At 38.5% G+C, this 22,729-nt stretch carries 17 protein-coding genes; 8 read left to right on the forward strand and 9 right to left on the reverse strand.

The window, feature by feature from the left end; all coding sequences use genetic code 11:
- Positions 1-54: 54 nt before the first annotated feature.
- The 6 genes from Q4534_RS01295 (at position 55) to Q4534_RS01320 (ending at position 7,122) form a co-directional block, all read left to right on the forward strand.
- Positions 55-705, forward strand: a complete 651-nt coding sequence (locus Q4534_RS01295; protein ID WP_303611357.1) for a hypothetical protein — start codon at positions 55-57, stop codon at positions 703-705.
- A 55-nt stretch (positions 706-760) separates the two neighbouring features.
- Positions 761-979, forward strand: a complete 219-nt coding sequence (locus Q4534_RS01300; protein ID WP_303611358.1) for a hypothetical protein — start codon at positions 761-763, stop codon at positions 977-979.
- Positions 980-1,428: 449 nt separating this feature from the next.
- Positions 1,429-2,751, forward strand: a complete 1,323-nt coding sequence (locus tag Q4534_RS01305) for a fibronectin type III domain-containing protein (RefSeq protein ID WP_303611359.1) — start codon at positions 1,429-1,431, stop codon at positions 2,749-2,751.
- A 1,874-nt stretch (positions 2,752-4,625) separates the two neighbouring features.
- Positions 4,626-6,041: a sensor histidine kinase gene (locus Q4534_RS01310; RefSeq protein WP_303611360.1), complete on the forward strand. Its 1,416-nt coding sequence runs from the start codon at positions 4,626-4,628 to the stop codon at positions 6,039-6,041.
- Positions 6,042-6,084: 43 nt separating this feature from the next.
- Positions 6,085-6,744, forward strand: a complete 660-nt coding sequence (locus Q4534_RS01315; protein WP_303611361.1) for a LytTR family DNA-binding domain-containing protein — start codon at positions 6,085-6,087, stop codon at positions 6,742-6,744.
- 120 nt (positions 6,745-6,864) lie between these two features.
- Complete coding sequence (locus Q4534_RS01320) at positions 6,865-7,122, forward strand: hypothetical protein (protein ID WP_303611362.1); 258 nt, start codon at positions 6,865-6,867, stop codon at positions 7,120-7,122.
- A gap of 255 nt (positions 7,123-7,377) precedes the next feature.
- Here Q4534_RS01320 and Q4534_RS01325 read toward each other — a convergent pair whose 3' ends face one another.
- Entirely contained in the window at positions 7,378-10,569 is a 3,192-nt protein-coding gene (locus Q4534_RS01325) for a PVC-type heme-binding CxxCH protein (RefSeq protein ID WP_303611363.1), read from the reverse strand.
- Positions 10,570-10,859: 290 nt separating this feature from the next.
- Here Q4534_RS01325 and Q4534_RS01330 point away from each other — a divergent pair, with 290 nt between their 5' ends.
- Positions 10,860-12,320: a DASS family sodium-coupled anion symporter gene (locus Q4534_RS01330; protein ID WP_303611364.1), complete on the forward strand. Its 1,461-nt coding sequence runs from the start codon at positions 10,860-10,862 to the stop codon at positions 12,318-12,320.
- 339 nt (positions 12,321-12,659) lie between these two features.
- Here Q4534_RS01330 and Q4534_RS01335 read toward each other — a convergent pair whose 3' ends face one another.
- The 7 genes from Q4534_RS01335 to Q4534_RS01365 all read right to left on the reverse strand — a co-directional run bounded on the left by Q4534_RS01335 (position 12,660) and on the right by Q4534_RS01365 (position 21,385).
- The gene (locus tag Q4534_RS01335) at positions 12,660-13,871 is read right to left on the reverse strand and encodes a tetratricopeptide repeat protein (RefSeq protein ID WP_303611365.1); all 1,212 of its coding nucleotides are present in this window, start codon (positions 13,869-13,871) and stop codon (positions 12,660-12,662) included.
- 33 nt (positions 13,872-13,904) lie between these two features.
- Positions 13,905-16,457 carry a DNA gyrase subunit A gene (gene gyrA, locus Q4534_RS01340; RefSeq protein ID WP_303611366.1) on the reverse strand — a complete coding sequence of 851 codons (2,553 nt, stop codon included), beginning with the start codon at positions 16,455-16,457 and terminating at the stop codon, positions 13,905-13,907.
- 165 nt (positions 16,458-16,622) lie between these two features.
- On the reverse strand, positions 16,623-17,621 hold the full coding sequence (locus Q4534_RS01345; protein ID WP_303611367.1) for a hypothetical protein: 999 nt from the start codon (positions 17,619-17,621) through the stop codon (positions 16,623-16,625).
- A gap of 95 nt (positions 17,622-17,716) precedes the next feature.
- The gene (locus Q4534_RS01350; protein ID WP_303611368.1) at positions 17,717-18,229 is read right to left on the reverse strand and encodes a hypothetical protein; all 513 of its coding nucleotides are present in this window, start codon (positions 18,227-18,229) and stop codon (positions 17,717-17,719) included.
- Between the two features lie 119 nt (positions 18,230-18,348).
- Positions 18,349-19,002, reverse strand: a complete 654-nt coding sequence (gene rpe, locus Q4534_RS01355) for a ribulose-phosphate 3-epimerase (RefSeq protein WP_303611369.1) — start codon at positions 19,000-19,002, stop codon at positions 18,349-18,351.
- A 69-nt stretch (positions 19,003-19,071) separates the two neighbouring features.
- Positions 19,072-20,709, reverse strand: a complete 1,638-nt coding sequence (locus Q4534_RS01360) for a S8 family serine peptidase (protein WP_303611370.1) — start codon at positions 20,707-20,709, stop codon at positions 19,072-19,074.
- Complete coding sequence (locus Q4534_RS01365) at positions 20,696-21,385, reverse strand: hypothetical protein (protein WP_303611371.1); 690 nt, start codon at positions 21,383-21,385, stop codon at positions 20,696-20,698. The genes Q4534_RS01360 and Q4534_RS01365 overlap by 14 nt, the downstream gene beginning before the upstream one ends.
- Positions 21,386-21,437: 52 nt before the next feature.
- Between Q4534_RS01365 and Q4534_RS01370 the strand changes: the two genes are divergently transcribed.
- The gene (locus Q4534_RS01370; RefSeq protein ID WP_303611372.1) at positions 21,438-22,067 is read left to right on the forward strand and encodes a phosphoribosylanthranilate isomerase; all 630 of its coding nucleotides are present in this window, start codon (positions 21,438-21,440) and stop codon (positions 22,065-22,067) included.
- Here the strand turns inward: Q4534_RS01370 and trmB are convergent.
- Positions 22,064-22,729: a tRNA (guanosine(46)-N7)-methyltransferase TrmB gene (gene trmB, locus Q4534_RS01375; protein WP_303611373.1), complete on the reverse strand. Its 666-nt coding sequence runs from the start codon at positions 22,727-22,729 to the stop codon at positions 22,064-22,066. The two genes, Q4534_RS01370 and trmB, sit on opposite strands and share 4 nt — an antisense overlap.

Consider the following 22,729-nt stretch of genomic DNA (forward strand, 5'->3'; position numbering starts at 1 on the left):
AAATGTCCACTGATAATCACAAAAAACTTATTTAAAAAATTAACCATCTTAATCATGAAAAAGTTACTAATTCTCGTTTTCAGCTTTCATGTTTTTACTGGCTTTGCCCAAACTAACAATGAAAAAGCAATTGGTTCCGCTGTTAAGTATAAATATAGGGTAAGTCTTCCCGGAATAATATTGCCTCAGTTGGTGCAAGATTCCTGGACCGATCAAACACATACACAGCATATAGAACTTCATGTAAAGCGCAATTTAGACAACAAAAACATCATTGGCCTAAAACTAGCCAGCTGGAGGTTATTTCAACCCATGGGCATATTGTGGTGGGACGGGCTTTTGGACAAGGTAGATTCCGGAAGCGAATTTTATCCCGGACATGTGCGAGAAACCGGCATAGGGTTTAGCTATCAGCGCATGTTATGGAAAGGATTGTTTGCCACGGTAGAAGTATTGCCACAATTCAAAACCTACCTGGATGAGAACAATGAAAAAATTGACAATGGTTTTAAGCTGTACAATTCTTTTCACCTTGGTTACCATATTGGTTTTGGTAAAAGTAAACGCTTTTTTGTTGAACCTCAGGTACATTCTCAGTTTTGGGTATTTGACACCAATACGCCTGAAGATTTTAAGGCCTTGGATGACAAATGGAGAAATTATTTCCTCTTTGAGCCCAATATTTACATAGGTATGAAATTTTAAGCAATTGATCTTTACCAATTAAGTACAACTCATTTATCAATAAAATAATAATCCAATGACAACTAACAAAAACATTCAAATCGGAACAACAATCGGAGTAGCCATAGGAACCGCTATAGGTATAGCCATAGGTTTAGGCATAGGCATTACCATGCTTGGCATCCTAAAAGTAGACATGAACAGCCTACTTACATTCTGGATCAGCACAGGAATGGCTGTAGGCGGTGGAATAAGTTTGGTACAGTATGTTTTGAAAAGAGCAGACCATACTTGATAATTACCCAAAGGACTTTTGAAAGCCAGGTAAGGATTTTAGTGTTAAAAGTCCTTGCGTGGCTGTTTTAATTTTTTGGACTTTGTATGAGTCCTGAAACTTCAAGATCTTAATTGAGGAAAAAAAGTTTGGTTAATTGAACCCTTGATTTGCTTTAACATTACTTCTGATATTCATAACTGCATTATAGAACTGAGGTTATGTTAATCATCCGCTATGCGTTTGACCATAAATCACTATATTTGTTATATAATTTATATTATGTTAATTAGAATAAAATTAGACCTCCCCAACTGACTCCTCGCCTCCAAGATAAGACTGATTTGCTAATAAAATATGGGATCCTTTCTATTCGCTACTCGATTAATTTATCAGCCTTAACAATCCCTTAATTATTGTCAATAGGCCATTTTTAGATTTTGGGGTATATTTGGTAAAACAAATTCACAATGACCAAAGCGATGAACAGATTCCTAAGGTTTCAGCTCCTTACACCGATTCTATTTTTTTTATTTGCCCTGCATGCATCGGCACAAACTTCACCAGCCGGTTTATTCCTCACCTGGCAAAATGACCCAACCAGCACAATGACCATCGACTGGCATACAAAGGCTGAAGATCAGGCGATTGATTTGTTGCATTTCCGGGAGAAAGGAACCAATAGCTGGACATCCCTTACTTCCCTTGCTTTTGATTTTCCCTTTTCGGATCGTAAAATCCACCGTTTAGAACTGACAGGTTTAAAACCTGATGTAAACTATGAGTTTCGTGTAGGGGAATTTAGTAGGGTTTTCTATTTCCGAACCATGCCTCGGACCAATGACCGCCCTATCCGATTTGCTGCAGGTGGAGATACCTCACAGGGAGAAATGTTTAGAAAAATGAACCAGGCTGCCATGCATTATAATCCGGATTTTATTGTTTGGGGTGGCGATCTGGCCTATGCCAATGGCAAAAAGGAAAATATAGCCGCCTGGTACCAGTGGTTTGAAGGCATTTTGCGTGACCTGGTTACTGAGGATGGCCGTGTTGTACCACTGGTTGTTGGCATAGGGAACCATGATGTAATCAATCACCATTACCCTGCTTCAGAAAGCAATATCAACAAAGGCATAGGCATGTCCGCATTTATAGCCAAGGTAAAACGCGGAGAAATGGAAGAACCTACCGATGAAATGCGACTTGAAAAAGCACCATTTTTCTACAGACTATTTGCCTTCCCAGGCCAGCCTGGTTATGGAGTGATTGACTTTGGCAATTACCTAAGCTTATTTATACTGGACAGCTCTCATAGCAACCTTATTAGTGGAAGTCAAACCAATTGGCTATTAGAACGCTTGGAAGAAAGAAAAGACATCGCCAATATCATACCGGTTTACCACAAGCCTGCTTACCCTTCCGGCCGTGTGCAGCCCGGGGGAAACCGCAACCAGTTTTGGTCTCAGGAGGTCCACACACATTGGGTTCCACTATTTGAAGAATATGGTGTACGTGTAGCCCTGGAAAATGATGACCATACTTATAAACGCAGCTATCCCCTGCTCCGGGATAATATAGACCCCAACGGCATCATTTACCTGGGAGATGGTTCCTGGGGTGTAGAAAAAAAGAAGCCTAAAAGTCCGGAGGAAGTTTGGTACCTCAGGAAATCTGCTGAAGAAAATTCAGCCATTATCGCTACCCTACAAGGGAGTCACCAACATTTCCTGATGATCAATGAAAACGGAAAGATCATTGATGAATATCCGGAAACAATAAAAGTAAACCCCTAGAACAAATACTGAAAACTAAAAAAATAGCTACATCTCTTAATCCCTAGGTTCTAATACAGTTATTGGCTTCGACTCCACTCAGCCGCCGGAATAGCATTCTTTTACTGATTAGGTGATTCTTTTGGGTTTGCCTTCCTACTATTAAATTGTTGGATTTCGGTTTTGGTATTCCCATACCTAAAACGTAGAAGCCTGAAGGGCTGAAACTATTATAGCCACGGGTGAAGCCCGTGGTAATGGAAATTTATACGATCTTGATTTTGGTGGCATTGTTGCGCTTTTTATGCAACAATGCCACCAAAATCACTTTGACGTAAGCGCATTAACGGACTAAACGATGAATTCACAAATAATACGATTCTGAAAAGGATCTCGGGGCCTGACAAATCCCCCTGCCCCCTTTCGCTAAGGGGGAGTTGCATGAATTTAGATTTTGAGTGGCTTCTCGGTAGTGTTCTTTTTTAGTAATTTAACCTTCTGATTAGGTGATTCTTTTGGGTTTGCTTTCCTACTATTTTATTGTCGGGCTTCGATTTTGGTATTACCAAACCTAAACGAAGAAGCCTGAAGGGCTGAAACTATAATAGCCACGGGTGAAGCCCGTGGTAATGGAAATCTATACGATCTTGATTTTGGCGGCATTGTTGCGCTTTTTATGCAACAATGCTGACAAAATCATATTTACTCATACGATTACGACGTTGCAAATAATTTCGGATTTTCCAACAAATCCCCTCCCGATTAAAGTCAGAATAGGCTTAGCCACCTTAAAAGGGAGGATTTGATTCGTTTCTTATTATTGATAATGTGGACCTTTACCTAAGGCTTCGACTCCGCTCAGCCGCCGGAATAGCATTCTTCTACTGATTAGGTGATTCTTTTGGGTTTGCTTTCCTACTATTTTATTGTCGGATTTCGGTTTTGGTATTCCCATACCTAAAAAGTAGAAGCCTGAAGGGCTGAAACTATAATAGCCACGGGTGAAACCCGTGGTAATGGAAATCTATACGTTCTTGATTTTGGCGGCATTGTTGCGCTTTTTCTGCAACAATACTGACAAAATCATTTTGACGAAAGCGCCTCAAGGGACTAAACGATGAATTCACAAATAATACGATTCTGAAAAGGATCTCGGGGCCTGACAAATCCCCTCCCGATTAAAGTCAGAATAGGCTTAGCCACCTTAAAAGGGAGGTTTTGATTCGTTTTTTATTAATGTTTACATTAACCTAAGGCTTCGACTCCGCTCAGCCACCGGAATAGTATTCTTCTACTGATTAGGTGATTCTATTGGGTTTGCTTTCCTTCTTTTTTATTATGATGCTACAAAGGATCTCGGTTTTCTGCAACCCCCTTCCCGATTATTGTCTAGAAAGGCTTAGCCAACTTAATAGGGAGGATTTGATTCGTTTTTTATTATTGATAATGTGGACCTATACCTATGGCTTCGACTCCGCTCAGCCACCGGTATAGCATTCTTCTTCTCTAGGCTTCGGCAAGCTCAGCTGCAGGTCATCGTTTCTGATCCGTCACCGGGACTCAGCTAGCGGCGAATAAGCAATGGTCGTCAAGAACATTTCCATCCCTGTATCACCCCATTTCGTCACATTTCTTTGATTGAAGCTTCTGAAAGCAATATTCTTGTGTAAATATTAACAGGCATCAAAACCTGTTATTACACGATCCGGATGTTTTCAATGAAGAATCGCCATGACCAAAACCAACAAAAAATGTTATATACTATTGATTATTGCAGGCTTACTGTACAATATCTACTTGGCTTATGCTGCCCATAAATATTCTAATCAATTAAACCCACTCAGAACCGAATGCAAAATATTCGGTTTAAATTTTAATTTATAAATTGAACAAATATGAAAAATAAACCTTTGGCATTTCGGCAAATCGAATGGTGGATCGTTACCCTGGTCTTTCTGATAATTGTTTTGGTCAATATACTCAGTGCAGGTAATGGGGGTTATCATTCGATTAATGATGGTTTAATTGGCTATTTCGCCAAAATTATTATTCCGCTACTATTATTTCTAGTCTTTTTCCTGTTTCATAAGGTACTGATACCGAATTACCTAAAGAATAAAAAAATGGCACGCTTGATTATACTAAGCGTTTTAATTGCCATTTTCTCCTACATCATCATTACTTTATTTTCTGATGGAGCAAATATCACTAAAGCCCCTTTTACGGCATTCTATTTTAAAATCATGGCCATTTATTTAGGCTATTTGGTTTGGGTGATCTTTTTGAAGCAAGTGTTGACCCCTCCAAAAATGAAGGATTTTCAACCCTACAACTCAATTCGCCTAGGTAGTATTTTGTTTTTTCTGACATTATTCCTTCTCCAGATTAATGAGCTTGTGCATAGGGGGATCGCCCTTGTATTGGCCTTTGCACTACCAACAATTGTTTTGATATTGGTTTATAATTATTTCCTTATTTATAAAAAACGACAGGTGGGAAAAAGAAAGGCTGCCAACTGGTTTAATATTTCTTTATTATTCATCCTCCCAGGTGCATTTATTTTTATTGGCTTAGTTGAACAGGAAGAAATTCCACTTTTAATTGGTCTGGGCATTGGACTATTGATACAATTGGTAATTATTCCAATTTCTAACCTGGCTTTTGATAAATATCTCACAATGGTGGGACAAATAAAAAACCTCTCTCATCAGGTAGAGGTAGGCTCCGCCAATTTAAGCTTTCTTAAATCGCAAATCAATCCTCATTTCTTGTTCAATGCCCTAAATACCCTTTACGGTACTGCATTGATGGAGAATGCAGAAAAAACGGCCGATGGCGTTCAAAAACTTGGAGACATGATGCGCTTTATGATCCATGAAAACCAACAGGATAAAATCCCCTTAAAAAGAGAAATTGCCTATGTTAAAAACTACCTAGACCTTCAAATGTTGCGCTTTGAAAATGAGGAAAACTTAACGGTAGACTTCAAATTGCCGGTGGATGAATGTGAGGGACAAATTGCTCCCATGTTATTGATTCCTTTTGTAGAAAATGCATTCAAGCATGGCATTAGCACCAAAAACAAGTCCTGGATAAGGATCAACCTACGCTGCATGCAAGGAACGGTACACCTGGATTTGGTCAATAGTATCCATCCAAAAAAAGTGACGGATGATCCCAAAGATGAATCCGGGATAGGATTGGAAAATGTAAGAAAGCGACTTCAACACTATTATTCCGGAAAGTATAGTCTTTCCACCATTTCCAATGAAAGTGAATTTTTCGTACATTTCTCCTTACAACTAGATTGATTTAACCTGAAGACCTTCTATTACCTAGTACAAATTTAACTTTATGTTAAAAGCAATAGCAATTGATGATGAGCGAATGGCTTTGGAGGTGATCAAATCCCACGCCTCCAAAGTTCCTTTCATTAGTCTGGAAGCCGTTTTTTCTGATGGCATCCAGGGACTGGAGTACCAAAGCCAACAACCGGTAGACCTTATTTTCCTGGACATCAATATGCCTGATATTTCAGGAATCGACCTGATGGCCATGCTTCCTGAATCCACTATGGTTATCTTTACTACCGCCTATTCAGAATACGCGGTTAAAGGTTTTGAACTCAATGCACTGGATTACCTTTTAAAGCCATTTCCCCTAAGTCGCTTTTTAAAAGCCTGTCAAAAAGCAAGAGATTGGAAAGCTTTGCAACCTTCAGAAGAACCTGAGTTTGTATTTATCAAGACTACAGACAGCCAACAAAGGGTGAATTTTGATGAGCTATTGTTCTGTGAAGCCTCAGGAAATTACGTTAGCCTGCAATTGAAAAATGAAAAGATAATGAGTAGGATGACTTTTAAAGAATTGGAAAAGCTACTTCCCTCCTATTTTATCCGTACCCATAGGTCCTTTATGGTCAATAAAAATAGGATTAATAAAATAGAACGACACCAAGTACAAGTAGATGAGCATTTTATACCGGTAAGTATGTCGTATACTGATTTTATTTAGCAGACATAAGGGTTTCGAGAATATACATTTTAATTACAGAATAAATTCACTACATTAATAGTAGATACCATATTTACGAAACGAACACTTGTATTTGGTTGGCTAGAATATGAAAGAGTTATGAAAAACAATTTAATCTATCATCTAGTGGCTAATGCTTCGCACATATTGATATTTCAACCCTGGCGAGAAGGATATTTATCTACCGGGCAATTTGTTATCATTGCTTTTATTTATGCTTTCATCTATCATCCTATTGTGGATTATTACCGACTTAGAGCTTTAGGTAAAATAAAAGAAGAGGATTTTAAAAAGATGTGGAAATGGGGCACCTTATACAGATTTAAATATTACAATCAATTAATGTTTGGAAAGTAAGTAAACATTCATTCCTTCAAGAAATTCTCTTTGATCCAATCCTTACAGTAATGTTAAAATTTGTAAAGAAATGGACAGTTTTTTTGTGCTTAGGCAAGCGCAGCAAGCCAAAAGATTTTTATCCGCCACACCATGAACCTGTTGAGGATCCGAAGAAAGGAAATAAAAAAGCCAGTCCATAAACAATGAACTGGCTTTTGAAATTTTATTAATTGGCGTGAGATTGGGCTTTCATAAACCCTAATCAAATTACTTCTATTCTTCCATAGGATGCTCTTGTAATAGCTCGGTAGGAGAATAGAATCCTGTTTTGTCTTTGATGGCAGCCCTTACTGCTTTTACCTTATCGGGACTTACTGCCGAGGATTCATTTCCAAAGCTATTTCTTACATAAGTGATCACTGCTGCAACTTCCTTGTCATTGAGCATACCTGCATAAGGTGTCATGGGTACCTGACCGGGATATTCCTTGCCCAATACTTCAATTGGCCCCATCAATCCATTCAACACAATCTTAATAAACCTTTCTTCGTCTCCATTTACCCACTTGGTTCCTGCCAATGGTGGGAAACCTGAAGCGCTCAAGCCTTTACCATCCGGCTGGTGGCAGGTAATGCAAAAACCTTCTTTGCTATAAATGGCCTTACCCATTTGGAATAAGGTAAGTTCTTCTCCTTTCAATCTTGAATTGGATGCCTTGGCTTCCTCAGAAGCTTTTTGGAATACCACAGATCCATCAGGATTGATCACCATATTTTTGACAGACATATCATTTAGGTGAGCCAAAGATGTCTCAAATGGTTTTTGCATCCAATCATCCATCGGGTGTTCATTGGCTATTTCCAAAACGGCCAATCCATCCTCTTTGTCTAGCCAGGAAGCAGCTACTATGGCTTCCAGCCTTACACGTCCATGAGGATCAGCAGCGGCTTTTTTAAGTAAATCTACCTGATCAGCTACTTGATGACCGGTATAGCGTAGAATTCTAGCGACTGCCGCTCTTACTCGATGGTCTTCAGAATCCATTAATTTTTTCAACAAGTCCTGATCAACGGCATTAAGTCCCCAGCTAACCCATAGTCCTTCTAGTAAATGATGTTCATACCTTGGATCATTTTCATCTAAATTGGCAATCCATGTTTTCATTTTAGACAAAACTTCCTCAGTATCTCTACCTCTTAGCTCTATTCTCGTTGCATATCTGGCCCTAAACTCAGGCAATTTCAAATTGTCCAATAAAGTTTCAATGGATGCTCCATCAATGGTTGGAGGAGTCACCAAAGGCCTTGATGGATAAGTGATTCTATAAATCCTTCCATGTACATGGTCTCTCAATGGATCCCTTGCATTGTGCTGCATGTGACCAACCAATATATTGTGCCAATCTACAAAGTATAGGGAACCATCAGGAGCAAATTCCATGTCTACCGGTCTGAAATTCCCATCGCTACTTTTGATAAGGTCCACCCTGTGTTCACTGTCATACCCTGTACCATCTTCCACCATTCGGTGCATTTTCATACCCAAAAATCCGATGGTATTGTTGATCAACAAGTCTCCTTGAACTTCTTCAGGAAAATGTCTACTGGATACAAATTCCAAGCCTGAGGTTGGTCTTACCCTGTGAGCATCTTCGATCAAGTTTGGTCCTTTGTGATTTCCTTCACCATAACGTGACTTCACTGATCCCGGCATCATCCAACGTACATCAGGTCCTGAAGTCTCGGCAAAGAAATTCTGTCCCCAATCATCAAAAGCAATTCCCCAAGGGTTAGGTATAGGAAGCTGAGCGGTTCTCTCCAATCTTCTTCTGGCTGGATTGTACCGGTAAAAACCGCCATTAGTAGCCCTTACCGGACCGTAAGGAGTTTCTACATCTGTATGAAGAAATACCCCTTCACCCATATATATGGCTCCTGAAGGGTCTGCTACAAAGGCAGAAATATTGTGGTGCGTATCATGATCGTCAAATCCACTTAATAGAATTTCTCTTTTTTCCGCATAATCATCTCCATCTTCATCTTTTAGAATGATAAAATTGGTGCCTTGAGACAGGTAGACTCCTTCGGGAGCAATCTCCATTCCTATTGGTAAATGCAAACTGTCAGCAAAAACTGTTTGTTTGTCTGCTTTCCCATCATTATCGGTATCTTCTAAAATTAAGATCTTGTCATTTGGTTTAGGATCTCCCGGTTTGTAATGCGGATAACTAGGCATTACGGACACCCACAATCTACCTTTGGTATCAAATGTCATTTGAACAGGATTGGCCAAATCCGGAAATTCTTTTTCGGAAGCAAATAATTCTACCTTATACCCATCTGCTACTTCAAATTTATCCAAGGCATCTTGGCCATAAAGATATTCCAGATCGCCATTTTTTTCCGGGTTATAATTGGTTTCTACCTGTGGCAATTCTATGGTGCTCTCATCTGCTTTTGCCAAGTCAAATTGCTCACCTTGATTGGCTTTCCAAATGGCTTGGTCTCTATTTTCCGTCATTTGGCGGATTTTTTTCAATTCATAAGGATAATTGTCCGGGCCAAAAGGATTGTACCTTCTACCAAAAACATGGACGCCATTAGGAATCTTATAATCATTGTGCCACATCCAATTTTTTTCCTTTACAGCGGCATGAATGGCGGCCCTTTTATCTTCCGCTACTGCCTTATCTGAGCCGAAAACTTTATCGGTTAAAAAAGTTGAAAACTTTTTATATCCTTCCTCTGTCAACTGAAAACCATCTATGGTAAGGTATTCATCTGCAGAAGAAAACCAGGAGGAAGAAGGTGAATAAGCATCTACAAACAAGACCTGATTTCTGTCTGCAACTTCCTTCATTGCATCCGTATACATTTTCAGGTTTTTGTTTTCTTTTTCTCCATTTGGTAAATCAAAATCACCACTTAAGTCTTCGAAGGCGATTGGAGACACCAAAGCAAGCTGAGGTGGGGCTTCACCATTGTAAACAGTGTTTTTTGTATGATTAATAAAGGCTTCTAATTCTTTTTTATACATTTCCAAACCCTCTTCACCTTCAAAAGACTCATTGTAGCCAAAGAAGGCAATGATAATGTCTGCTTCATGTCGCTTGATCCATTCATCAGGTGTTTCAAAATGGCCTTCACTGCCTGAATTAGTAGCCAATTCGTCTTGAAATTCTTCAGCTCCTGGGAAAGCCCAAGGGGAAACTCTTCCTGCATGTGGTCTAAAACCAGGAGTATCTCCTCCATCACTCATATTCCTTATGTACAATAAAGAATCCGGATAACGAACATGCATTTCTGTTTCAAAATGACCATAGTTCATCATTCTTGATCCCAGGTTATTACCAATCAGGATGATATGATCTCCCTTATTTAAGGTGAGTTTAGGCCCATCCTGAGCACATTGGAAGGCAAAAAATGATAGAATGCCTATTAAGAATAAACTTGTAATTCGCTTCATAAATTTGGGCTTGTATCTGACCATAAGTTTTTTTTTCCTTTTACTAAGCGCAAGCAAAAGAATTTTACTGATTTTACTTTTCGACTGACCTCAATATTAGTAAATTTTTTCATTTATTTTTAACAATAATACATAAACCTCCTAAATCTAGTGTAAAACAATTGAGATCATTTATAAAAGGAACCGCATAGCTAGAAAATTTGGTCTCCAATTAAATTGACCAACCATTACTATAAAGAATGCTTTCGATTTTAATCAATTTTAGGTAATCTTAGGTTTTAATCAATTGTATGCAAACTCAAAAAATCGGGTTGTTCCTAGGACCCTTTGTTTTTCTAGGTATATATGTTGGCATTGCGCCTGAAGGGTTGTCTCCTGAAGGTGTTTCATTACTTGCTGTGACGCTATGGATTGCCATTTGGTGGATTACAGAAGCAATTCCGATAGCAGCCACCGCTCTACTGCCTTTGGTAGTATTTCCGCTAACGGGAATTATGGAGCTAAAACCTACGTCTATCCCCTATTCTGACCCCATGGTGCTGCTTTATATGGGAGGATTTATGATTGCGGTAAGTATAGAGAAATGGAATCTGCACAAAAGAATCGCACTAAAAATCATCTCTTACTTGGGTACTGATTTAAAAAGAATAGTACTTGGATTTATGGTAGCTACAGCTTTCCTTTCCATGTGGATTTCCAATACAGCCACTTCCCTAATGATGCTTCCAATAGCCATAGCTGTTGTGGTGCAAATGTCTCAGACCAATAAAGGAACAGAAAACACTTTTGGTCAATCATTAATGCTTGGGATTGCATATAGTGCATCAATTGGTGGTATTGCCACCATTATAGGTACACCGACCAATATCATCCTAACCGGCGTGGTGAAAAGTACTTATGGGATAGAGATTAGTTTTGCCCAATGGATGTTAATTGGTTTGCCTTTGGCTAGCTCTCTTTTATTTGTTTGCTGGTATTATTTGGTGAATTATGCTTTTAAATTTCCTAAAAGTCTTCAACTGGAAGGTGGTAAAGAAGAGATTAACCGTCAGTTGCAGGCGCTAGGACCCATTAGCTTGCAAGAACGGAGGGTGCTATATGTGTTTATCATGGTGAGTTTCTGCTGGATGTTTAGAAGTTTTATCTTGCAAACCTATATTCCGGTATTGAACGATACCATAATCGCCATCTTTGGTGTATTGTTACTTTTTGTAATTCCTGCCGGAAATGAAAAAAATGAGCGCTTATTGGATTGGAAGGTGGCTGAGAAGATTCCTTGGGGAATTTTGATCTTATTTGGGGGTGGATTATCCCTGGCCAAAGCTTTTCAAGAAACCGGTTTAGCCAATTGGATTGGAGAACAATTTGTATTGCTCAATAATGTTCCATTTTGGTTGTTTTTACTGATCATTATTGCAGCTGTAAATTTCCTTACGGAAATAACTTCCAATGTGGCTACTGCATCCATGCTTTTACCCATACTATCTGCTGTAGCTTTAGCCATGGGAGTACATCCATATGCATTAATGATTGGAGCAACCATGGCAGCTTCTTGTGCTTTTATGTTACCTGTAGCAACGCCTCCCAATGCAGTGGTTTTTGGATCAGGTTACTTAACCATTCCGGTGATGATGAGAACAGGCTTGTTTCTTAATTTACTTTCAATAATCTTGATTTTAATTGTGGCTTTGTTTTATCTACCTTGGATATGGGACCTTAACCTGCACGAATATCCTTCCGAGTGGATGTAATGATTATAGAAAGTATTCGCTTTTTTGGCATTATCAAATACTTGACCACCAAGCCATTTGATTAAAGATGTCTATTATTAAATAGGGGTCAATAAATTTGAATTACTGTCAACAATAGAGCTTAGAAAGGTTTACTTTAAAGACTTTCATTAGTTTAAGTCTATGGCTTTGCTCTAATAAGAAAGACAAAGATGTATTCAATAAAATTAACTTGAACCCGTATTATATACGGATTTCCAAAAAGGAACTAAGGAGTTTCCAGCTAGGACTTATTATAAAAAATGCAAAAAAAGGCCCGAGTTAAACACCCGAGCCTTTCAAATTTAGTATTTTGAAATACTATCTTTCAAGCCAGTTTTCTCCCAATTTGTCAGAAAGAATTTGGTTATATTCTTCAGCTTTCGCTTCATTTTTCAACCTTGTATGTATTTGGAATAAAATTTCCATAATATCAGTATTGTCAGGTTTCAACTCAGAAGCTTTAGTGAAATAAGGCAATGCTTCTAAATATAATCCGTCAGCTTCTTTAAGCATCGTTTCAGATTTAGTTTCCCACTCATCATCAGATAGGTTGTTTACTTCTGTAATGATGTTTCTGGCTTTGTCTAGGTAGATGGCACCTGCATAATAGTTTCCTTCGAAGAATTCAGGATCAGCTTCAACTGTCTTTTTGTACTCTTCCAAAGCACCTTCCATATCTCCAGACTTCTCCTTCAAGTAACCATATCTCAACCTAATGGCAGGATTGTTAGGGTCATTTACCAATGCTTTCTCAATAGAAGTCATCGCTTCATCCATTTTATCCAACTGCAATAGCAATTGAATTTCAAACTCGGCCAAGCCTTTGTCATTAGGATATTCTTCCCTTGCTTCAGTTACCACACGGTAAGCTTCTTCAGGATCATTGTCTTCAGCACTTGCAATTTGTATAAGGAAGTAATAGGCGTTTAGCTTATTGTATTCCGGAACATCCAATAATTCGGTAAAGTATTTTTTTGCAGCTTCAGTATTGCCAATCATATTGGCAGTATACCCTGCATTAAATACGATAGAAGTATCATTTGGATCCAAGTCTGCCGCCAAAGCGAAAAACTCGTGAGAAAGCTCCATGTCTTCTTCCTCATATTTGGCTATGGCTTTGTTGAAAGACGCATTTTTCAAACGGTAAATACCTTCACCTTGAAAATTAGGAGGCATATCCGGTAAAACCTCTTTGAACAAATCTTTACTTACTTTGCTAGTAGAATCATTGTCCTCCATTTCGAAGGTTTTAACAAAACTTCCTTGTGCTTCTCTACCCAAATCCACAGTACTTTGTGTATTAGAGGAATCTGCTTCAAACATCTTGGTTTCTATTTTACCTTTAATAAAATAGGTGTCTGATTGAGCTCCGGTTTCCTCATCAGCAGTTGCTGCTTTTATTTCGGTATATGCCTCTTCAAGATTTCCCCTGTTAAGGTTTTTTTCAGCAGATCTAACTACCTTTTTCTGGCCAAAGGCAACTGTTGAGGCGATGCCCACCACAGCCAACGATAAAATTAATTTTTTCATGTTACTAGTGCGGTTCTTTATTGGTTTCAATTATTATTCGTTATTAGGATTTTCTTCATTTTCCCCTGTCTGAGAACTTTCGGAATCGTTGGTGTTATCGGGTCCTTCACCTTCCACAGTACTGTCTGGTTCTTCAACTTCAATGTTTTCGATTTTCTCTACAGATGAAATTTCGTCATTTTCATTCAATCGAATTAATCTAACACCTTGGGTAGCTCTGCCCATCACTCTGATTCCTTCAGCAGGAGTCCTAATGGTAATACCTGATCGATTAATAATCATTAAATCATCGGTATCCACCACTTCTTTAATGGCTACCAGACCACCGGTTTTCTCAGTGATGTTCATGGCTTTCACGCCTTTTCCACCCCTATTGGTAATTCTGTATTCAGACAAAAAGGAACGTTTTCCATATCCTTTTTCGGTTACAACTAAAAGCGTTGCATCTTCTCTTTGAACACAAACCATGCCAATTACATGGTTTTCTTCCCCATCGAGGTTTATGGCTTTTACTCCGGTTGCAGTTCGACCCATTGGTCTAACATTCGATTCATGAAAATGAACTGCTCTACCTGAGCTAGAAGCAATTACAATATTGGAATCACCATTGGTCAGTTCCACGTTTAGCAACTGATCATCATCCCTGATATTCAAGGCAATGATTCCATTTGTTCTTGGTCTGGAGTATTGCTCAAGGGTGGTTTTCTTGATGATACCCTTTTTGGTGACCATCACAATATTGTTATTATTGATATAATCTACATCTCCAAGGTCTTTTACTTGGATAATAGACCTAATTCTATCGGAGCTTTCTATATTGATAAGGTTCTGAATGGGTCTTCCTTTGGATGTTTTACTACCTTCAGGAATGGCATAAGTTTTAAGCCAGAACAGCTTACCTTGATCAGTAAATATCAACAAATAGTTATGCGTCAAGGCAGTAAATAAATAGACGGTGTAATCGTCTTCTTTGGTACTGACGCCTCTGGAGCCTACACCACCTCTACTTTGAGATTTGTATTCTGTGAGAACGGTTCTTTTGATATATCCCTGATTGGAAACAGTAATCACTACTTCCTCATTTGGAATCATGTCCTCATAATTGAAGTCCTCAGCATTGTGCTCAATGGTAGTCCTTCTCTCGTCATTGTAACGGTTTTTAATCTCTTCCAGCTCGTCTTTGATGATTTGCATTCTTCGATCCTTATTGGCTAGAATATCTTTCAATTCTTCAATAAGTTTCATCAATTCATCGTATTCTTGCTGAATTTTGGCCCTTTCCATTCCGGTAAGGCGTTGCAACCTCATGTCCAAAATGGCACGTGCCTGTATCTCTGTAAGATCAAATTTTTCCATCAAACCATTTCTGGCTGTTTCCGGATCTCTTGAATCTCTGATCAGTTGAATTACTTCATCAATATTGTCTAAGGCTACCAGGTAACCTTCCAATATATGTGCTCTTTTTTCAGCTTCTTTTAGTTCGTATTCCGTACGCCTTACAACTACATCATGCCTATGTTCTACATAATGCAGAATAAGTTCTTTAAGGTTTAATGTGAATGGTCTACCTTTGACTAGGGCCACATTATTTACACTAAAGGACGTTTGCAGTTGGGTGTGCTTGTAAAGGTTGTTGAGCACCACATTGGGTACAGCGTCTTTTTTGAGCTCATAAACAATCCGCATTCCTTGCCTATCCGACTCGTCCCTTATGGCAGAAATTCCGTCAATTTTCTTTTCATTGATCAGTTGAGCGGTTTTCTCAACCATGGACGCTTTATTGACCTGGTAAGGAATTTCATTAATTATGATCATTTCCTTTCCTGAAGACTTGGTCTCTATGGTAGCTTTGCCCCTTAGAATTACCCGACCTCTACCGGTTTCAAAAGCAGCCTTCACTCCATTATAGCCATAAATAATTCCTCCGGTAGGGAAATCGGGAGCAATAATATGCTCCATTAATTCCGGAATAGTGATGTCATTGTTGTCAATATAGGCATGAATTCCATCTATGACCTCTCCTAAATTATGAGGAGCCATATTGGTGGCCATCCCTACTGCAATCCCAGAGGCACCATTCAGCAATAAAGCCGGAATTTTTGCTGGAAGGACGATAGGTTCCTTTAAGGTATCGTCAAAGTTTAACTGAAAATCTACTGTTTCTTTGTTAATATCTGTAAGCAGTTCTTCAGCGATTCTCCTCAACCTAGCCTCGGTATACCTCATGGCTGCCGGATTATCACCATCAATTGATCCAAAGTTTCCCTGAGGATCTACCAATGGGTATCGCAACGACCATGTTTGGGCCATTCTAACCAAAGTTTCATAAACAGCCGAATCTCCATGTGGATGGTATTTACCCAATACCTCACCAACTATTCTTGCAGATTTTTTATAAGGCTTGTTGTGGGAAACCCCCAACTCCTGCATTCCATAAAGGATTCTGCGGTGTACAGGCTTTAAACCGTCCCTTACGTCCGGTAAAGCCCTGGAAACAATTACTGACATCGAATAATCGATGTAAGCACCACGCATTTCTTCCTCAATATTAATCGGGATGATGTTCTCGTTTTCTCCTTGAGCCATATTTAAATTTTCTCGCTAATAACCTGCAAGATAGCAAAAAGTACAGGTTTAGAAAAATAATATATTTGATACAAATGAATAATTAGGTATCCTTTTTATATTCATAGAGTTAATTTTCCTATTTACAGGAAATAATTTGGAAAAGTAGCTTTCGAAAGCCTAAAATCAGTTGCCATACCACTGTCCTACTTTTCTATTCTGCCTTTTGAAAATAGAACTTCCCCGGTATTCAACCCCATTGTGCAAATGCTTCATAACCACCTTGCAACCCGCGATTTTACAGCGTTTGGTACCCGGCAAACTTATGGCCACCCCCAGTTGTACGGTATAAAGAGATTGTTTAACTCCCTGAATTTCCATGGGGTCCACCATATTATAATCATATGGTCTAAACTCTGCTGCAGGTTTTATAAAAACTTTGGAATATTCGCCCAAATCTCGTTCGATTCTAAGTCCAAGCCCATAATATCCTTTGACCACCGCAAGTTGAGGGTCTAAAGATTTTTTAAAAGTCATTGAACCAAATTCACCTTCTAAAGTTAACCTCCAAGGATAATGTTGACTGGCCCTCTGCCTGAGTTGGGCTTGGATAGAAAGGTTGCTTTCAGAATATTTACGGTATTTCCACCTTAGAAAAGAAATCCGTTTTCTGGAATCCCAAAGCACCAATCCAACGGTACCATATAATTTATCATAGGTGTATTTCTCCTGCTCCAAAGCAAATGTATTACCATTTCCTGTTAGCCTGTCTAAGCTACCCCATTCTCTTCCATAGCCACCACCAATGCTTATGAGGTCAAATAAATTTAAGCGAACGCCTAAATTAACCGGATAAGCATAGCCTGTGCTTCTATACAATGTTGTATCCGGTCCTGAAAATTCTGGAGCTTCCATGGTTTGCAAATCTGTGATTGGGTAGTTTTCAGGCTCCTCACTCAAAAAATCAAGCTGGTATTCGTGAAAACCTGCTCCGGAAGATAATTCAAAAGAAAAATTGCTGACAGCATTCCTAAATGCATTGCCAACTTCATTGTCACTTTTTCTGCTTTTTATCTTTTTTTCAATCCCAAAAATGTCTTCCTGTGCCCTGCTTTCATAGGTATTGATTAATAGTAGGGTTAGAAATAAGGCGCAAAGGCAAAACAAATGCTTTCTAGTTTCCATAACAATAAACAATCTTTTATTTACTAACGCAGGAAAATCAAAAAACCCTCAATAAATGAGGGTTTTTTTATTATCTCTACAGAAAATAAATAATATCATCCTGCGTCAGAAGGGCTTTCTTCCTCTTCAGTACTTCTTTTTTCTTTCAATTGAGCAATTTCACTGTCCACTTTTTCCTTAATTTCAGGATTAGCCTTCATGGCTTTATTCACTTTATTAAAGGTGGAAATTCCCAACACATCATCATTTTTGATCAAGCCAATTTTCATTTCCCTAACCTCTGTGCTCAAAGAACCCATAAATTCTAAAATGGCTTCATAAGCAACTTTCTCCTCATCTGTAATTTCAATTTCTGTAAGCTTGGCTTCATCATCCCACGCACCTTTTATTTCATTGTAACGGGCAGCACCATCTATCACCTCATTGTCTTTGATCATAGATACCAATTCTGCATTCTTTTGCTCATAAAAAGCCATTACAGAATCCTCCATTGCAGCAAATTTAGCAATTTCCTCATCCGTAATTTCTTCAGCAGCTTCGTCTTGTGCTTGTGCATTAAAACCTATTAGACCTACAAATAAAAAGGCCAATCCTAATAATTTCTTCATAATTTTATCTCAATTTATAAAATGCTTTATACCCTCGAATTAAATCAGAATCAACCAATTTAACAAACAATGAACAAAAAAATGCGCTAAAAATTATTTATTAGGGACAATTTTTGAATTTAAACAATACTTTTTAGCTTATTGATAGTCTCAGTTGGATTTTCTGATGAAAACACAAAATTACCTGCTACCAATACATTAGCCCCTGCTTCAAACAGTTTTTTTGCATTGGCTAAACTTACCCCGCCATCAATTTCAATTTTTGCATGAGAACCAGTTTCCACGATTAGTTCTCCCAAAGCATGTATCTTTTTATAAGTATTTTCTATAAATTCTTGTCCGCCAAAACCGGGGTTGACAGACATTATTAAGACAGTATCTACCTCTTTCACTATATCTTGCAATAACCTGATAGGTGTATGTGGATTAATCGCAACGCCTACTTTACAATCCAAAGCTTTAATTGCTTGTACGGTTCGGTGCAAGTGTGGGCAAGCCTCTAAATGTACAGTAATCTGAGCTGCGCCGGCTTTTTGAAAAGCTTCTAAGTACTTGTCCGGTTCCACAATCATCAAGTGGACATCCAATGGCTTTTTTGCATGGCGATTTATGGCTTCCACCACCGGCAAACCAAAAGAAATATTGGGAACAAATACACCATCCATAATGTCTACATGGATGTAATCTGCTACAGAATCATTAATCATTTCAACTTCCTGCTGAAGATTAGCAAAGTCTGCAGCCAATATTGAGGGGGCTATTAATGGATTCATATGGATAGTATTTAGGTTGATACAATAGTTGTTTAGGATACAAAAAAAGGCATTTTTAAGTTCAATTCCTTATTTCTTCCACAACTTCACCGTTGATACTGAGGAATCGTCTTGTAATTCAACCAGATAGATTCCGGGGTTTAAAACTTTCATACTGGCACTATAGGGAAAATTACTTTTGCTCCGTTCCAATTCATGCACACTTATCAGCTTCCCATCATTGGCAAACAACTTCATGGTGCAGTTGATAGAAGTCCCAAATTCAATAAGCAACTCATCTTTAGTCAAGGGATTGGGGTACACCCTTGTAATGGATTCACTTTCCGGCTCTCCTTCTTCAATGCGTTTACCAAACATGGCCCTGGTAAAATCCGGGACTCCATATCCTAATTCATTGTCCGGTTGAGAAAACTGTGACCCACTCAATAATATTTGTTCTCTCAATTTTTCATTGGTCCAAGTGGGGTTTGCTTCTCTCAATCCTGCCGCCAAAGCTGCCACTTGAGGTGCAGAAAATGATGTGCCACTGGAATTACTGGTTCCCTCTTCTTGTCGCCAAAGGGTAACGCCCGTTCCGTAAGCCACCAATTCCGGTTTGATTCTATTGTCAGCACTTGGTCCAATAGAACTAAACCCTGCTTTATTAAAGTTGCTGTTGATGGCTCCTATAGATAGAATATTCTCTGCATCTGAAGGTACGGTTATGGTTTCCCAACTGATATTTCCTTCATTCCCAGCACTGCTGATCACTAAAATCCCTTTTTCAGCTGCCATATTGGCCCCTCTGGTAATGATAGCCGTTTTCCCATCAAGATCTTCCTTGGAGTAATTCATCGTCTCATCATCAAAATAATTGTACCCCAATGAACTGTTGATCAACTCCACTCCCAGACTATCAGCATATTCAGCAGCCTTTACCCAATTGTACTCTTCAATTCTATATTCTGAATCTACATCCTCTGTTATACATAAGATATAGCTGGCTCCAAAGGCCCCGGCAATAAGGTTTTCCGGATCATAAGAAGCCATAAGTGACAGGGTGCCCGTTCCATGGGTATCTGCCCTAAATATATTGTCGGAATCCGGCAAGACAAAATCTTTGGTGGCATAAATTTTTTGTTCAGTAAACAGGTGTTCAAAAGCCGGTATCTTGTCTACATTTAAAAATCCCGCATCAAAAATAGCAACTAAAACACCCTCTCCGGTAAATCCTGCTTCATGCATGGCTGAAATACCCAAAATGCTGTTTTGAAATTCAAAATCTGAAGGGGCTACAGCACGGTTATTGCGCTTTTTTTTCTTTTTAACTTTATAATTCTTGGTACTTCTTTCCAAAGTACCTCCTTCTCCCTTGGCTACAAGATTGACTTCACTAACAAAGTCAAGGGATGAAATGTCTTTAATGCCATCTTGAGAGGACTCAATTATGGAAGCATTCAGCCATTTGGAATGATAAATAAACTTATTCACAAAAGGACTGATGGCTGCTATGTATTTTGAAGAAACAGGTAAGTCTGTGCTGTCCAATAATATATTATCCCTAACTCTTCTTTCAATACTTTTTGGACTTAGCAAACCTTCAGCTTGTTCAAGGCTTAAAGCCGCATCCGGTTTGTATTTATAGTGTACAGCATACCTGTCTTGAGCCAATCCATTGACTATAGTTAAACAAATTAAAAAAACTAGTGCTGTACTAAATTTCACCATAATCAATAAGCCTCATATGAGTAGAACGGCCTTCTTGAATAATTTGTTCACCCAAACAGTCGTTTCTAGAGCAGTATTGAAATACTTCATAGAAATTTTCCACCATCCCGATATTATTTACAAATACCTCGTATCTATTGTCCCGAATGGTGATCAAATCATCCTCTTCACTTTTTCTAACTTTTACAGCGTCCGAAAAAGCAAATTCATTTAAAATATAGCTGCCAATACTTTCAATAAAATAATTTTCCTCCCCGTTATTATTGTAACTGTTTCCATTCCAGCTAAAATCCAAACTTACCGGATAAACGAGGATGACTTCTTGTTGATTATTGAAATTTCGGATGATTCTATTTTGTTTAAAACTGGCCGTATAAACTTCCACATTGGCCCACTCACTTCTATCCGTGGACTTACTTCGGTGAAACAAATACACCATTTCATTCATCTCATTCAAATAGAAGTCTTTTAGTTCATCTCTATAATAATAATTCGTTGTTTCATAGTCATTCTCCCCAAAATAAACCGTCTCCACTACGCTGTATTCACAATAACTACCAATTTCCAGTGGAAAATAGGTGGAAGTAATCAATTCAGGATCTTCAGTCTCCTCGGCACAGCTTCCCATAAAAATAAGGAGGGGTAGCAACCAATACCTTTTATTAAAAATTTTCATTTTCTATCTTTGAATTCAATTGAAAATTACGCAAATAATCCACTAAAATAAAATGGCTTTAAAAACTTTTGTAAAGATAAGTAATGTTAACAACTTAAGCGATGCACGTTATTGTTCGGGAATGTATGTCGACTTAATGGGTTTTTCTCTGGAAAATGAAAATGAATACTTTGTGAGCCCTACCGCATTCAAAGAAATAACCGATTGGCTATCCGGCCTGGAATATGTTGCTGAATTTTCAAACAGCCATCCTGCTCAAATCTTAGAAACATTGATGCAGTATGAGGGGTTTTCTTATATTCAAATAGAAGAAAAACTGCACCTTCCCATGCTTAAAAACTCCAGTTACGGCTTAATTTTCAAGAGTACCATCAATAAAGAAGCAGACTTGGATGACCTCATGGATTATGCTGTTTCACTGAAGGAAAACAATGTGATGTTGAACCTAGAAGCTGACCAACCACTGGAAATAAGTCCTGCAATTCATGATAAACTAAAAACTATTGCTGAGAAATGTGATTTACTGCTTGGATTTGGTTTTGATGAACAGAATATTGAGCAGCTATTGGACCAAACCCGGATTAAGGGTATCAGCATGAAAGCCGGCCATGAAATCAGACCGGGAATTAAAGATTTTGATGAATTGGCTGATATTTTAGAAACCCTAGAAATTGAAGATTAGGCTTCTTTAAAGCCAAATTCAATGTATTTAATCGTTTCTCCTTTGTCCATAAACATCTTCTCGTACCGCGTCATGATGCCATGATGGATGTCTTTCCATTCCGATTGGTAAAAGTCTCTAGTATTTTTATAAATGACAATGTCCTCTCTACTTTCAAATAAGTCGAAGGTATATTCATAAAGTCCGGTATTATCTGTTTTGAAATGTACATGACCTTCCCGGCCCATGATTTTTTTATACATTTCTAAAAACTTAGGAGAAGTAAGTCTTTTCCTTTCGTCCCTGTCTTTGGGGCGTGGATCTGGAAAGGTTATCCAGAGTTCATCAATCTCTTTTTCCTCAAATGAATCTTCCAAAAGCTCAATTTGGGTTCTTAAAAAAGCCACATTCTCTAAACCTTCTGCAATAGCAATGCTACTTCCTTTCCAAATTCTAGAGCCTTTGATATCCACCCCAACAAAATTTTTTGAGGCATCAACCCTGGCTTGCCCTACGGTAAACTCTCCCCTTCCACAAGCCAGTTCTACCACCAATGGGGCATCACTTTTAAACTGCACGGATTTCCAATTTCCCTTGATCTCTTCAAAAATGTCTTTTCCCGGTTGAACCACATTGGCATTTTCTTCATTTTGCCTAAACCGCTCTAGTTTATTTCTTCCCAT

This window comes from Cyclobacterium sp. 1_MG-2023 (assembly GCF_030546805.1).
In the GTDB taxonomy this organism is placed as follows: domain Bacteria; phylum Bacteroidota; class Bacteroidia; order Cytophagales; family Cyclobacteriaceae; genus Cyclobacterium.